Here is a 15,107-nt window from a genome sequence, read left to right on the forward strand (position 1 = left end):
TATGGCGCGCATCAATCTTCTGCCCTGGCGCGAGCAACTGCGCGAAGAGCGACGCAAACGCTTCCTGACCGCCCTGGTCGGCGTGCTGGTGGCGGCGGTCGGCGTGGTTTTGCTGACCGACCAGTACTTCAGCGGCGCCGTTGACCGGCAGGTCGCGCGCAATGCCTACATGAACAAGGAAATCGCCCAGCTCGACGGGCGGATCAAGCAGATCAGCGAACTCAAGGCCCGTCGCCAGCAACTGATCGAGCGCATGAAAATCATCCAGGACCTGCAGGGCAACCGGTCCATCAGTGGGCGGATCTTCGATCAACTGGTGCGGACCCTGCCGGACGGCGTGTATTTCACAAACGTGAAGATGACGGACAAGATCATCGCGATCACTGGCGCAGCCGAGTCCAACAACCGGGTTTCAGACCTGATGCGCAATCTCGATGCCTCCGATTGGCTCACGGGGCCCACGCTGACCGAGGTCAAGGCGACCACCGCCGGTGCGGTGGACCAGGCCAATACGTTCCAGATGAGCGTGCGCCAGACCCAGCCAAAATCTGAGGGGGTGGCCAAATGAATGTCTCCGCCTGGGTGGAAAGCCTGCGCAAGATCGACCTTGCCGACCTGGACATGCAGAACATCGGCTCCTGGCCGGTGGTGGTCAAGGTGGCGAGCGGCCTACTGACGGCGATCCTGGTATTGGCCCTGGGGTACAACTTCTACATCAAGGACCTGATCGATCAACTGGACCAGCAACGCGCGACGGAAGTGACCCTCAAGGAGCAGTTCGCCACCAAGGCGCACCTGGCCGCGAACCTGGAGGCCTATACCCGGCAGATGCAGGATATGGAGGAGTCGTTCGGCGCCTTGCTCAAGCAGTTGCCGAGTGACACCGAGGTGCCGGGGCTGCTGGAAGACATCACCCGCACCGGGCTGGGCAGCGGACTGGAGTTCGAGGAGATCAAGCTCTTGCCGGAAGTCACCCAGCAGTTCTATATCGAGCTGCCGATCCAGATTACCGTGACCGGCGCCTATCACGACCTGGCCACCTTTGTCAGCGGTGTGGCTGCGCTGCCACGGATCGTGACTCTGCATGATTTCGAGATCAAGCCGATCGTGGCTACGCCGGTCGGTAGCAACAAGCTGCGCATGAGCATCCTGGCCAAGACCTATCGCTACAACGACAAGGGGCTGCAGAAATGAGCCGCTTGCAAGCGATCTGTGTGGCCATGTTGGCGCTGATGCTGGTTGGCTGTGGCCGCGGCAACGATTTCAGCGACCTGGATGCGTACATGAAAGAGGTGCGGGCGCGTCCGGCGGGCAATATCGAGCCGACGCCGAAGTTTCGCGCCTTCGAGATGTTCACCTACAGCGCCGCCGCGCTGCGCAGCCCGTTCCAGCCGCCGATGAAGATCGACTTGACCCATCGTGAGAAAGGCTCTCACGAGGTCAAGCCTGATCCGAACCGGACCAAGCAGTTCCTCGAGGGCTTCAACATCGAGCAGTTCGAGATGGTCGGTACGTTATCCAATGCCAGTGGCACCTTTGCTTTGTTACGTGGGGCGGGTGGTGTCCATCGATTGAAAGTGGGCGATTACCTGGGACGCAACGATGGCCGTATCGTGGCCATCACCGACGCTCAGGTCGAGGTGATAGAGCTCGTTCCGGACGGCGAAGGCGCCTGGCTGGAACGACCGCGCACCATCCCTTTGAAAGAGCACTCATAGTGGAATTCGATATGAACAGGATTATTTCATCCCTCGGCATTTCGCTATGGATAGCGCTGGTGTCGCCGATGGTGTTGGCGGCCAACCTGAAAACCCTGGATGTGGCGGCGTTGCCCGGCGATCGGGTCGAGCTGAAGCTGGGCTTCGACAGCCCGCCCGCCGCCCCCCACGGCTACACCACCGACCAGCCGGCGCGTATCGCCCTGGACTTGACCGGTGTCTCCAGCCAGTTGGCCAACAAGACTCGCGACCTGGGCGTGGGCAACGCCCACAGCGTGACCGTGGTCGAGGCCAAGGATCGCACGCGGCTGATTATCAGCCTGACCAAACTGGTGCCGTACAGCACGCGTATCGAGGGCAGCAATCTGTTCGTGGTGGTCGGCCTGGGTGCAGGGGCAGCCGGCACGGCCCAGGCCAGCGCGCCAAGGCCCGCGGCGGCGGTGCCGGTTCCCGCGCGAGCGACGCCCAAGCCCTATGTGGCGGCGGGGCGGGCGATCCGCAATGTCGACTTCCAGCGCGGCGAGCAGGGTGAGGGCAACGTGGTCATCGAGCTGTCCGATCCGTCCATCAGCCCGGATATCCAGGAGCGTGGTGGCAAGATCAGCGTGGACTTCGCCAAGACCCAGTTGCCCGATCCGCTGCGGGTGCGCCTGGATGTGAAGGATTTCGCCACGCCGGTGCAGTTCGTCAACGCCAGTGTCGTCGCCGACAAGGCGAGCATTTCCATCGAGCCCAGCGGTGCCTTCGATTACTCGACCTACCAGACCGACAACAAGCTGACCATCAGCGTACGCCCGCTTACCGTCGACGACCTGCAGCGGCGTAATGCCGAGCGCTTCGTCTACAGCGGCGATAAGCTCTCGCTGAACTTCCAGGACATCGATGTGCGTTCGGTGCTGCAACTGATCGCCGACTTCACCAACCTCAACCTGGTGGCCAGTGACACGGTGCAGGGCGGGATCACCCTGCGCCTGCAGAATGTGCCTTGGGACCAGGCGTTGGACCTGGTGCTGAAAACCAAGGGCCTGGACAAGCGCAAGATCGGCAACGTGCTGCTGGTGGCCCCGGCGGACGAGATCGCCGCTCGCGAGCGCCAGGAACTGGAGTCGCAGAAACAGATCGCCGAGCTGGCGCCATTGCGCCGTGAGTTGTTGCAGGTCAACTACGCGAAAGCGGCGGATATCGCCAAGCTGTTCCAGTCGGTGACCAGTGCCGAGTCCAAGGCCGACGAGCGTGGCTCGATCACCGTGGATGACCGCACCAACAACATCATTGCCTACCAGACCCAGGACCGCCTCGACGAATTGCGGCGCATCGTCGCCCAACTGGATATTCCGGTACGCCAGGTGATGATCGAAGCGCGGATTGTTGAAGCCAACGTCGGTTACGACAAACAGCTCGGCGCTCGCTGGGGTGGCAATATCAGCGGCGGCAACTGGAGCGGCTCGGGCGGTTCGAAGACCCTGTCCAGTCTGACTGGTCAAAGCGCCAGCAAACCGTTCGTCGATCTGGGGGCGACCTCAGCCACGTCCGGCATCGGCATCGGCTTCGTGACCAACAACACGACCCTGGACCTGGAACTCAGTGCGATGGAAAAAACCGGCAACGGCGAGGTGGTGTCGCAGCCCAAGGTGGTCACTTCCGACAAGGAAACCGCGAAGATCCTCAAGGGCACCGAGATTCCTTACCAGGAATCCAGCTCCAGCGGCGCGACTTCGGTGTCCTTCAAGGAGGCTTCGCTGTCCCTGGAAGTGACCCCGCAGATCACCCCGGACAACCGGATCATCATGGAGGTGAAGGTGACCAAGGATGAGCCGGACTACCAGAACGTGCTGAACAACGTTCCGCCGATCAAGAAAAACCAGGTCAACGCCAAGGTCCTGGTCAACGACGGCGAGACCGTGGTGATCGGCGGCGTATTTTCCAATACGCAAAGCAAAACCGAAGAGAAGGTGCCATTTCTCGGCGATGTGCCGTATGTTGGCCGCCTCTTCCGTCGAGACATTGTCTCGGAAGCAAAATCCGAGCTGCTGGTATTCCTGACTCCGCGTATCATGAATAACCAGGCGATTGCTGTGAGTCGTTGATTCTGTGCGAAATTTGATTCTTGTAGGGCCTATGGGGGCTGGAAAGAGCACCATAGGCCGGTTGCTGGCCAAAGAGCTGCGCCTGCCTTTCAAAGATTCCGACAAGGAAATTGAACTGCGTACCGGTGCGAATATTCCGTGGATCTTCGACAAGGAAGGCGAACCCGGCTTTCGCGACCGCGAGCAGGCGATGATTGCCGAGTTGTGCGCGGCCGACGGTGTGGTGTTGGCCACCGGCGGTGGTGCGGTCATGCGCGACGAAAACCGCCAGGCCCTGCACGCCGGTGGTCGGGTGGTCTACCTGCACGCTTCGGTGGAGCAGCAGGTCGGACGCACGGCCCGTGACCGCAACCGGCCATTGCTGCGCACCGCCGACCCGGCCAAGACCTTGCGCGACCTGTTGGCGATCCGTGATCCGCTGTATCGGGAAATCGCCGACCTGGTGGTGGAAACCGATGAGCGGCCGCCACGCATGGTGGTCCTGGACATCCTTGAACGCTTGCAGCAGCTGCCTCCCCGTTAAAGCGCGGGAGGAAATGCGCTATCCTCGACAACCGCCATGCTCGGTGTCGGTCATGGCTTAGAGCCATCGGGCCGCGTCCACACCAGACGCCGCCGACAATCGTTAATCCTGAGACTGGACGCCCGCGTCCATCTTCACTGTGGGGACACATGCAGACACTTAAGGTCGATCTTGGCGAGCGTAGCTACCCGATTCACATTGGCGAAGGGCTGCTGGACCAGCCCGGGCTGCTGACGCCGCACATTGCCGGTCGGCAGGTTGCGATCATCTCCAATGAAACCGTCGCTCCGCTCTACCTCGAGCGCCTGACCCGCAGTCTGTCGGCTTATTCCGTGGTTTCGGTGGTGTTGCCCGACGGCGAGGCCTTCAAGACCTGGGAAACCCTGCAGTTGATCTTCGACGGTCTGCTGACGGCCCGTCATGACCGCCGCACCACGGTGATCGCCCTGGGCGGCGGGGTGATCGGCGACATGGCTGGCTTCGCCGCGGCCTGCTACCAGCGCGGCGTGGACTTTATCCAGGTACCCACCACCTTGCTGTCCCAGGTCGATTCGTCGGTGGGCGGCAAGACCGGTATCAACCATCCGCTGGGCAAGAATATGGTCGGTGCCTTCTATCAGCCCAATGTGGTGCTGATCGATACCACGACCCTGAATACCCTGCCGCCGCGCGAGCTGTCGGCGGGCCTGGCGGAAGTGATCAAGTACGGCCTGATCTGCGACGAACCGTTCCTGACCTGGTTGGAAGAGCACGTCGACCAACTGCGCGCCCTGGACCAGAGTGCCCTGACCGTCGCCATCGAGCGTTCCTGCGCGGCCAAGGCCGCGGTGGTCGGTGCCGACGAGCGCGAGTCCGGCATACGCGCCACGCTCAACCTCGGGCACACCTTCGGCCACGCCATCGAGACGCACATGGGCTATGGTGTCTGGCTGCACGGCGAAGCCGTGGCGGCGGGCACCGTAATGGCACTGGAAATGTCCATGCGCCTGGGCTGGATCAGTGCCCAGGAGCGTGATCGCGGTATTCGTCTGTTTCTGCGTGCCGGCTTGCCGGTCATTCCGCCGGAGGAGATGACCGAGGCCGATTTTCTCGAACACATGGCAGTTGACAAGAAAGTGATCGACGGTCGCCTGCGCCTGGTGCTGTTGCGCCGAATGGGCGAAGCCGTGGTAACCGACGATTATCCGAAAGAAGTTCTACAGGCCACGCTGGGGGCGGACTACCGCACTCTGGCTCAGCTTAAAGGTTGATAGGATTCCGATGACCAGTTTGCATGCCGACGAGGCTTTCCTCGGCCATTACCAGTTAAGTCACGACCCTTTCGCTCCCCGGGTGCCTGGCTTCAAATTTTTCCCCGCCCAGCGCAAGCCAGTGCTCGGGCAATTGCATCACCTGGCCCGTTATAGCCAACTGCTGCTGGTGGTTACCGGCCCGCAAGGCAGTGGCAAGACGCTGTTGCGCCAAGCGCTGGTGGCGAGCACCAACAAGCAGTCGGTGCAAAGCGTGGTGGTCTCCGCGCGCGGTGCCGGCGATGCGGCGGGTGTGCTGCGGCAGATCGCCCAGGCGCTGAATGTCGCCCAGGCCGATATCCGCGAGATCCTCAACCAGGTGGTGCAACTGGCCCTGACCGGTCAGGAGGTCTACCTGCTGGTGGACGATGCCGAGTCGCTCGACGACTCCGCCATCGAGGCCCTGCTGGCCCTGGCGACCGGCGCGCCGGAGGGGCGACCGCATGTGTTCCTGTTCGGCGAATCGTCGCTGATCGCGGCGCTGGAGCAGCACGGCGCGGAGGAAGAACGCTTCCACGTGATCGAATTGCAGCCCTACACCGAAGAAGAAACACGTGAATACCTGGCCCAGCGTCTTGATGGCGCGGGCCAGGGAATCGAACTTTTTTCCGCTGAGCAGATCACTGAGATTCACGAAAGCGCCGAAGGTTGGCCTGGCAACATCAATCAGGTCGCCCGTGACGCCATGATCGAAGCGATGATCGCCAGCCGCTCCGCGGTGAAGCGTCCAAGTATGGGGTTCAAGATGCCTAAGAAGCAGGTATTGGCGTTGTCCGCCGTGGTGGTGGTTGCCGTCGCGGCGGCCTGGATGATTCCGGGTCGCAACAAGGCGCCGGCCAGCGCCGGCACAACCGCCAGCGAGCAGGCGCAACTGCCACTGGGACAGGTGCCCAAACCGAACGCCGCGGGTAATCCGACGGTGGAATTCGCCGGCAATTCGCAGCCGATGCCGCTACCGTTGGTCGGCCAGTCGCAGCCGGTGATGCGCGGTCCACTGGCCGAAGCGGCGGGTGGCAGTATTGAAGGCGATGATGGCATTGCGCCGCCAGTTGATGGCGGTCCGGCCAAGCCGCCGACCGTCACCACTATCGCGCCGCCTGTCGGCGTGCCAGCGGGCCCGACGCCGACTCCGGTGGCCAAGCCGGTACCGGCCCAGGTCGCCACCGCCAAACCGGCCCAGACCCCGGTTCCGGTGCCCAAGCCGGTCGCCAAGGCGCCAGAGAAAGCCGTTGAGAAACCGGCCGTGGTGGCCAAGGCCGCCGCGACGGGCCACAGCTGGTACACCGGCCAGGCGCCGGGCAACTATGTGGTCCAGATCCTCGGCACCAGCTCCGAGACCACCGCGCAGAATTTCGTCAAGGAGCAGGGCGGCGAGTACCGTTATTTCAAGAAAGTGCTTAACGGCAAGCCGCTTTACGTGATCACCTACGGCAGCTTCGGCAGCCGCGATGCGGCCGTCAGCGCCATCAAGGCCTTGCCAGCGAAGGTTCAGGCTGGTAAACCTTGGCCTCGTACTGTCGCCAGCGTCCAACAGGACCTGGCCACAACTCGCTGAAGAATCGGCGGCCTTATCCAGGCCGCCTTCCCGGCACCTCAAAATTTCCGCAAGCGCATGCTGCTTCCAAAGCCGCGTGCCTTGTGGTGTCTGCGTCACAGTGGTTTTGAGTCGTTACGGTCAAAATTCAAAAATGTTTTGACTAGCACGAGATATCGCTTTAAACCTTTCATAAATGCGACATGAATTTTCGACGATTCGTCGTTAAGTTTGTGGGCGTGAATGTCGGTGTGTACAATGACCTCCCTTTTGCCCCTGCAAAGCCGGCGTACGTTCGGCGTGGATGGTAAGTGGTTGAATTGAAAAGAAATTTGCCTCGATAAAGAGGCAGCCTGGTGAGAAAGTGTCTATGAAAGCAGGTCTGTACCAACCAGATGAATTCAAGGATAACTGTGGTTTCGGCCTGATTGCCCATATGCAGGGCGAGCCCAGTCATCACCTGTTGCAGACGGCCATTGAGGCCCTGACCTGCATGACCCATCGCGGTGGGATCAACGCCGACGGCAAGACCGGTGACGGTTGCGGCCTTCTGATCCAGAAGCCGGACCAGTTCCTGCGCGCTGTCGCCAAAGCGACATTCGGTAGCGATTTGCCCAAGCAATATGCGGTGGGCATGGTGTTCTTCAACCAGGACCCGGTCAAAGCCGAAGCCGCCCGCGAACACATGAATCGCGAAATCCTCGCGGCCGGCCTGCAACTGGTGGGCTGGCGCAAGGTGCCGATCGATACCAGCGTCCTCGGCCGCCTGGCCCTGGAGCGCCTGCCGCAGATCGAGCAAGTCTTCATCGGCGGCGAAGGCCTGAGTGACCAGGCGTTCGCCATCAAGTTGTTCAGTTCTCGTCGTCGCTCGTCGGTGGCCAATGCCGCCGACACCGATCACTACATCTGCAGCTTTTCCCACAAGACCATCATTTACAAAGGCCTGATGATGCCGGCGGACCTCACCGCCTTCTATCCGGACCTTAGCGACCCGAGCCTGAAAACCGCGATCTGCGTGTTCCACCAGCGCTTTTCCACCAACACCCTGCCGAAATGGCCGTTGGCGCAACCGTTCCGCTTCCTGGCGCACAACGGCGAGATCAACACCATCACCGGCAACCGCAACTGGGCCCAGGCCCGGCGCACCAAATTCGCCAACGACCTGATCCCCGATCTCGACGAGTTGGGCCCGCTGGTCAACCGCGTCGGTTCCGACTCCTCGAGCATGGACAACATGCTCGAGCTGATGGTGACCGGCGGCATCGACCTGTTCCGTGGCGTGCGCATGCTGATTCCGCCGGCGTGGCAGAACGTCGACACCATGGACGCCGACCTGCGCGCGTTCTATGAATTCAACTCCATGCACATGGAACCGTGGGACGGCCCGGCGGGCGTGGTGATGACCGAAGGTCGTCACGCGGTCTGCCTGCTCGACCGCAACGGCCTGCGTCCGGCCCGTTGGGTAACCACCAAGAACGGCTATATCACCCTGGCGTCGGAAATCGGCGTGTGGAACTACCAGCCGGAAGACGTGATCGCCAAAGGCCGTGTCGGCCCTGGGCAGATCTTTGCCGTGGACACCGAAACCGGCCAGATCCTCGACACCGATGCCATCGATAACCGCCTGAAGTCGCGTCACCCGTACAAGCAGTGGCTGCGCAAGAACGCCTTGCGCATCCAGGCGACCATGGAAGACAACGACCACGGTTCGGCGTTCTACAACGTCGAGCAGCTCAAGCAATACATGAAGATGTACCAGGTCACGTTCGAAGAGCGCGACCAGGTGCTGCGTCCGTTGGGCGAGCAGGGCTACGAGGCGGTCGGCTCGATGGGCGACGACACGCCGATGGCCGTGCTGTCCCAGCGCGTGCGCACGCCGTACGACTATTTCCGCCAGCAGTTCGCCCAGGTGACCAACCCGCCGATCGACCCGCTGCGTGAAGCCATCGTCATGTCGCTGGAGATCTGCCTCGGTGCCGAGCGCAACATCTTCGAAGAGTCGCCGGAGCACGCCTCGCGGGTGATCCTCAGCTCGCCGGTGATCTCCCCGGCCAAGTGGCGCTCGCTGATGAACCTGGAGCGTCCGGGCTTCGGTCGCCAGGTCATCGACCTGAACTACGACGAGAGCATCGGGCTGGAAGCGGCGGTGCGCAACATCGCCGACCAGGCTGAAGAAGCGGTACGCGCCGGTCGGACCCAGATCGTCCTCAGCGACCGCCATATCGCCCCGGGCAAGCTGCCGGTGCATGCGTCCCTGGCGACCGGTGCGGTGCACCATCGCCTGACCGAAAAAGGCCTGCGCTGCGACAGCAACATCCTCGTGGAAACCGCCACCGCGCGCGATCCGCACCACTTTGCCGTGCTGATCGGTTTCGGTGCCTCGGCGGTCTATCCGTTCCTGGCCTATGAAGTGCTGGGCGACCTGATCCGTACCGGCGAAGTGCTGGGCGATCTCTATGAAGTGTTCAAGAACTACCGCAAGGGCATCACCAAGGGCCTGCTGAAGATCCTCTCGAAAATGGGGATTTCCACCATCGCTTCGTACCGTGGTGCGCAGTTGTTCGAAGCCATTGGCCTGTCCGAGGAAGTGGTCAACCTGAGCTTCCGTGGCGTGCCGAGCCGGATCAAGGGCGCGCGTTTCGTCGACCTCGAAGCCGAACAGAAACTGCTGGCCAGCGAAGCCTGGAGCGCGCGCAAGCCGATCCAGCAAGGCGGCCTGCTGAAGTTCGTCTACGGCGGCGAATACCACGCCTACAACCCGGATGTGGTCAGCACCCTGCAAGCCGCCGTGCAGCAGGGCGACTACGCCAAGTTCAAGGAATACACCGCGCTGGTGGACAACCGTCCGGTGTCGATGATCCGCGACCTGTTCCAGGTGAAGACCCTGGAAACGCCGCTGTCGATCAGCGACATCGAACCGCTGGAGTCGATCCTCAAGCGCTTCGACTCGGCGGGTATTTCCCTGGGGGCCTTGTCGCCAGAAGCTCACGAAGCCCTGGCCGAAGCCATGAACCGCCTGGGTGCGCGTTCCAACTCCGGCGAAGGCGGCGAAGACCCGGCGCGCTACGGCACCATCAAGAGCTCGAAAATCAAGCAAGTGGCGACCGGCCGTTTCGGTGTGACCCCGGAGTATCTGGTCAACGCCGAAGTGCTGCAGATCAAGGTGGCCCAGGGTGCCAAGCCTGGTGAGGGTGGCCAGTTGCCTGGCGGCAAGGTCAACGGCCTGATCGCCAAGCTGCGTTATGCGGTACCGGGCGTGACCCTGATCTCGCCACCGCCGCACCACGACATCTACTCCATCGAAGACTTGTCGCAGCTGATCTTCGACCTGAAGCAGGTCAACCCGCTGGCGTTGGTCTCGGTGAAACTGGTGGCGGAAGCCGGCGTTGGTACCATCGCCGCCGGTGTGGCGAAAGCCTATGCCGACCTGATCACCATTTCCGGTTATGACGGCGGTACCGGTGCCTCACCGCTGACCTCGATCAAGTATGCCGGCGCGCCATGGGAACTCGGCCTGGCCGAAACCCACCAGACCCTGCGTGGCAACGACCTGCGCGGCAAGGTCCGGGTGCAGACCGACGGCGGCCTGAAAACCGGCCTCGACGTGATCAAGGCGGCCATCCTCGGCGCCGAGAGCTTCGGCTTCGGCACCGCGCCGATGATCGCCCTGGGCTGCAAGTACCTGCGCATCTGCCACCTGAACAACTGCGCCACTGGCGTCGCGACCCAGAACGAGAAGCTGCGCAAGGACCACTACATCGGCACCGTCGACATGGTGGTGAACTTCTTCACCTACGTCGCCGAGGAGACCCGTGAGTGGCTGGCCAAGCTTGGTGTGCGCACCCTTGAGGAGCTGATCGGGCGTACCGATCTGCTGGAAATCCTCAAAGGCGAAACCGCCAAGCAGAACCACTTGGACCTGACGCCGCTGTTGGGCAGCGATCACATCCCGGCGGACAAGCCGCAGTTTTGCCAGGTCGAGCGCAACCCGCCATTCGACAAGGGCCTGCTGGCCGAGAAGATGGTCGAGATGGCCCTGCCTGCGATCAACGATCTCAGCGGCGCCGAGTTCGCTTTGGATATCTGTAACTGCGACCGTTCCATCGGCGCGCGGATCTCCGGTGAAATCGCCCGTCGTCACGGCAACCAAGGCATGGCCAAGGCACCGATCACCTTCCGCTTCAAGGGCACCGCGGGTCAGAGCTTCGGCGTCTGGAACGCCGGCGGCCTGGACATGTACCTGGAAGGCGACGCCAACGACTACGTGGGCAAGGGCATGACCGGCGGCAAGCTGGTGATCGTTCCACCCAAGGGCAGCGCCTACAAGACCCAGGACAGCGCCATTATCGGCAACACCTGCCTGTACGGCGCCACGGGCGGCAAGCTGTTCGCCGCCGGCACTGCGGGCGAGCGTTTCGCCGTGCGTAACTCCGGGGCCCACACCGTGGTGGAAGGCACCGGCGATCACTGCTGCGAGTACATGACCGGCGGTTTCGTCTGTGTACTGGGCAAGACCGGGTACAACTTCGGTTCGGGCATGACCGGCGGTTTCGCCTACGTGCTCGACCAGGACAATACCTTTGTCGACAAGGTGAACCACGAGTTGGTGGAGATCCAGCGGATCAGCGGCGAAGCGATGGAAGCCTATCGCAGCCATCTGCAACGTGTGCTGGACGAGTATGTCGCGGAGACCGACAGCGAGTGGGGGCGTAACCTCGCCGAGAACCTGGATGACTATCTGCGGCGCTTCTGGCTGGTCAAGCCGAAGGCGGCCACCTTGAAGTCGTTGCTGTCCAGCACCCGTGCCAATCCGCAGTGATGCGCCTGAAGAGTTTGATGAGGTTTTTGTAATGGCTGAACGTCTGAGTAACGACTTCCAGTTCATCGATGTCGGGCGCAAGGATCCGAAGAAGAAACTGTTGCGTCAGCGCAAGAAAGAGTTCGTGGAGATCTACGAACCCTTCAAACCCCAGCAGTCGGCCGACCAGGCCCACCGCTGCCTGGGTTGCGGTAACCCGTATTGCGAGTGGAAGTGCCCGGTGCACAACTTCATTCCCAACTGGCTGAAGCTGGTGGCCGAGGGCAATATCCTCGCCGCCGCCGAGCTGTCCCACCAGACCAACACCCTGCCGGAAGTCTGTGGCCGGGTGTGTCCGCAGGATCGTCTGTGCGAGGGTGCCTGCACCCTCAACGACGGTTTCGGCGCGGTGACCATCGGTTCGGTGGAGAAGTACATCACCGACACCGCGTTCGCCATGGGCTGGCGTCCGGACATGTCCAAGGTCAAGCCGACCGGCAAGCGAGTCGCGATCATCGGTGCGGGCCCTGCGGGCCTGGGCTGTGCCGACGTGCTGGTGCGCGGCGGGGTGACTCCGGTGGTGTTCGACAAGAACCCGGAAATCGGTGGCCTGCTGACCTTCGGCATCCCCGAGTTCAAGCTGGAAAAGACTGTGCTGAGCAACCGTCGCGAAGTCTTCAGCGGTATGGGCATCGAGTTCCGCCTCAACACCGAGGTCGGCAAGGACGTGACCATGGAACAGTTGCTCGCCGAATACGATGCCGTGTTCATGGGCATGGGCACCTACACCTACATGAAGGGCGGCTTTGCCGGCGAGGATCTGCCGGGCGTTTACGATGCCCTGGATTTCCTTATCGCCAACGTCAACCGCAACCTGGGCTTTGAAAAGTCGCCGGAAGATTTCGTCGACATGAAGGGCAAGAAGGTCGTGGTGCTCGGTGGTGGCGATACGGCGATGGACTGCAACCGCACCTCGATCCGCCAGGGCGCCAAGTCGGTGACCTGTGCCTATCGGCGTGACGAGGCGAACATGCCCGGCTCGCGCAAAGAGGTGAAGAACGCTAAGGAAGAAGGGGTGAAATTCCTCTACAACCGCCAGCCGATTGCGATTGTCGGTGAAGACAAGGTCGAAGGCGTGAAGGTGGTCGAGACCCGTCTCGGCGAACCGGATGCCCGTGGCCGCCGCAGCCCCGAGCCGATCCCGGGCTCCGAGGAGATCATCCCGGCTGATGCCGTGGTCATCGCCTTCGGTTTCCGTCCGAGCCCGGCGCCGTGGTTCGAGCAGTTCAGCATCCAGACCGACAACCAGGGCCGCGTGGTGGCTCCGGAACAGGCTCAGTTCAAGCACCAGACCAGCAATCCGAAGATTTTTGCCGGTGGCGATATGGTGCGCGGTTCCGACCTGGTGGTGACCGCGATCTTCGAAGGGCGCAATGCTGCTGAAGGGATCCTGGACTACCTCGGTGTCTGATCTGCGCGCCCCTCTGTAGGAGCGAGCTTGCTCGCGATGGTGGTTCAGGCGCCGTGGGGTATCAGGTGCCCCGCGTCATCGTTGACGTCCATCGCGAGCAAGTTCGCTCCTACATGTCCGCGACAAATTGACCCGATAGACAAAAGGCACGGCTCTTGCCGTGCCTTTTGCGTCGCGCTCTGAGAAAATGCCCGCACTTTTTTTCCGGATGCCGACATGACTGCCCTGAAGAACGACCGTTTCCTTCGTGCCCTGCTCAAGCAACCCGTGGACGTCACCCCTGTGTGGATGATGCGCCAGGCCGGTCGCTACCTGCCGGAATACCGTGCCAGTCGCGCCAAGGCCGGCGACTTCATGAGCCTGTGCATGAACCCGTCGTTCGCCTGCGAAGTCACGATGCAGCCCCTGGACCGCTACCCGGGCCTGGACGCCGCGATCCTGTTCTCCGATATTCTGACCATCCCCGACGCCATGGGCCAGGGCCTGTATTTCGAAACCGGTGAAGGCCCGCGTTTCAGGAAAGTCATCAGCACCCTGGCCGACATCGAGGCGCTGCCGATCCCCGATCCGCAGAAGGACCTGGGTTATGTCATGGACGCGGTCAGCACCATTCGCCGTGAGCTCAATGGCCGTGTGCCGTTGATCGGCTTCTCCGGCAGCCCCTGGACCCTGGCCACCTACATGGTCGAAGGCGGTTCGTCGAAAGACTTCCGCAAGACCAAGGCGATGCTCTACGACAATCCCCAGGCCATGCACCTGCTGTTGGACAAACTGGCGCAATCGGTTACTTCCTACCTCAACGGGCAGATCCTCGCCGGTGCCCAGGCCGTGCAGATTTTCGACACCTGGGGTGGCAACCTCTCGGCGGCGGCCTACCAGGAGTTTTCCCTGGCCTATATGCGCAAGATCGTCAGCGGCCTGCTCCGCGAGCACGAGGGGCGCAAGGTTCCGGTGATCCTGTTCACCAAGAACGGCGGCCTGTGGCTGGAAAGCATCGCCGAGTCGGGAGCCGATGCCCTGGGCCTGGACTGGACCTGCGACCTGGGCGAAGCCCGTCGTCGGGTCGGCCATCAGGTCGCCTTGCAAGGCAACATGGATCCGACCGTGCTCTATGCCAAGCCCGAGGCCATCCGTACCGAAGTGGCGCGGATTCTCGCCAGCTACGGCGAAGGTTCCGGCCATGTGTTCAACCTTGGCCACGGCATCACGCCGGAAGTCGATCCGGAACATGCCGGTGCGTTTATCAACGCCGTGCACGAGTTTTCCGCGCAGTATCATCGCTGATCCTCCCTCCGCTTCCTCAATGACCCCGCCTCGGCGGGGTTTTTGCGTTTTAGCCCTTCGTAGTTTTCCTTTTCTTGATGCGACTGATTAATTCGTCGCCACATATTCGGATCGCCGTCCGGATAACCACCAGCTTGTCGAGGTGTCCGTACAGCCTTCCTCGCCGGGATGTCGGAGTATTCTTTTTCTGAACGTTAATACGGAGACATTTGCTCGATGTCTTGGGGATTGGTTGTGTCTCGTTACAAATTACTAGACAAAAATCCAGCGCTTGGATGAATAACTGAAGTGAAGAGCTGTCGCGCATCTTCACAGGACCTTTCCTACATATAAAAAAATGCAAGTTCGTACAATGTGTACTCCGAAACTCAATTGTTTTGTAAGAAGTGACGCCTTTGATGAG

Annotated in this window: 10 protein-coding genes; all 10 read left to right on the forward strand. The window is 61.7% G+C overall.

Translation table 11 applies throughout. From position 1 onward, the window contains the following. Position 1: 1 nt before the first annotated feature. The 10 genes from AC07VG_RS13880 (at position 2) to hemE (ending at position 14,704) form a co-directional block, all read left to right on the forward strand. Positions 2–568, forward strand: a complete 567-nt coding sequence (locus tag AC07VG_RS13880; RefSeq protein ID WP_495003276.1) for a PilN domain-containing protein — start codon at positions 2–4, stop codon at positions 566–568. Continuing rightward, positions 565–1,194, forward strand: a complete 630-nt coding sequence (pilO, locus tag AC07VG_RS13885; RefSeq protein WP_495003277.1) for a type 4a pilus biogenesis protein PilO — start codon at positions 565–567, stop codon at positions 1,192–1,194. The genes AC07VG_RS13880 and pilO overlap by 4 nt, the downstream gene beginning before the upstream one ends. Then, on the forward strand, positions 1,191–1,718 hold the full coding sequence (locus tag AC07VG_RS13890; protein ID WP_495003278.1) for a pilus assembly protein PilP: 528 nt from the start codon (positions 1,191–1,193) through the stop codon (positions 1,716–1,718). The genes pilO and AC07VG_RS13890 overlap by 4 nt, the downstream gene beginning before the upstream one ends. A gap of 11 nt (positions 1,719–1,729) precedes the next feature. Continuing rightward, positions 1,730–3,805 carry a type IV pilus secretin PilQ gene (locus AC07VG_RS13895; RefSeq protein ID WP_495021357.1) on the forward strand — a complete coding sequence of 692 codons (2,076 nt, stop codon included), beginning with the start codon at positions 1,730–1,732 and terminating at the stop codon, positions 3,803–3,805. A 4-nt stretch (positions 3,806–3,809) separates the two neighbouring features. Further along, positions 3,810–4,328 (forward strand): shikimate kinase AroK, encoded by a 519-nt coding sequence (aroK, locus tag AC07VG_RS13900; RefSeq protein ID WP_042935610.1) that lies wholly within the window; start codon positions 3,810–3,812, stop codon positions 4,326–4,328. Between the two features lie 149 nt (positions 4,329–4,477). Continuing rightward, complete coding sequence (aroB, locus tag AC07VG_RS13905) at positions 4,478–5,578, forward strand: 3-dehydroquinate synthase (RefSeq protein WP_495003280.1); 1,101 nt, start codon at positions 4,478–4,480, stop codon at positions 5,576–5,578. A gap of 10 nt (positions 5,579–5,588) precedes the next feature. After that, positions 5,589–7,172 carry an AAA family ATPase gene (locus tag AC07VG_RS13910; RefSeq protein WP_495003281.1) on the forward strand — a complete coding sequence of 528 codons (1,584 nt, stop codon included), beginning with the start codon at positions 5,589–5,591 and terminating at the stop codon, positions 7,170–7,172. Between the two features lie 349 nt (positions 7,173–7,521). Continuing rightward, positions 7,522–11,970 carry a glutamate synthase large subunit gene (gene gltB / locus AC07VG_RS13915; protein ID WP_495021358.1) on the forward strand — a complete coding sequence of 1,483 codons (4,449 nt, stop codon included), beginning with the start codon at positions 7,522–7,524 and terminating at the stop codon, positions 11,968–11,970. Between the two features lie 31 nt (positions 11,971–12,001). After that, complete coding sequence (locus AC07VG_RS13920; protein ID WP_495003283.1) at positions 12,002–13,420, forward strand: FAD-dependent oxidoreductase; 1,419 nt, start codon at positions 12,002–12,004, stop codon at positions 13,418–13,420. Between the two features lie 216 nt (positions 13,421–13,636). Further along, entirely contained in the window at positions 13,637–14,704 is a 1,068-nt protein-coding gene (gene hemE, locus AC07VG_RS13925; RefSeq protein ID WP_495021359.1) for a uroporphyrinogen decarboxylase, read from the forward strand. The last annotated feature ends 403 nt before the right edge of the window (positions 14,705–15,107 follow it).

The sequence above is a fragment of the Pseudomonas sp. GW821-FHT03C07 genome, from assembly GCF_059420925.1.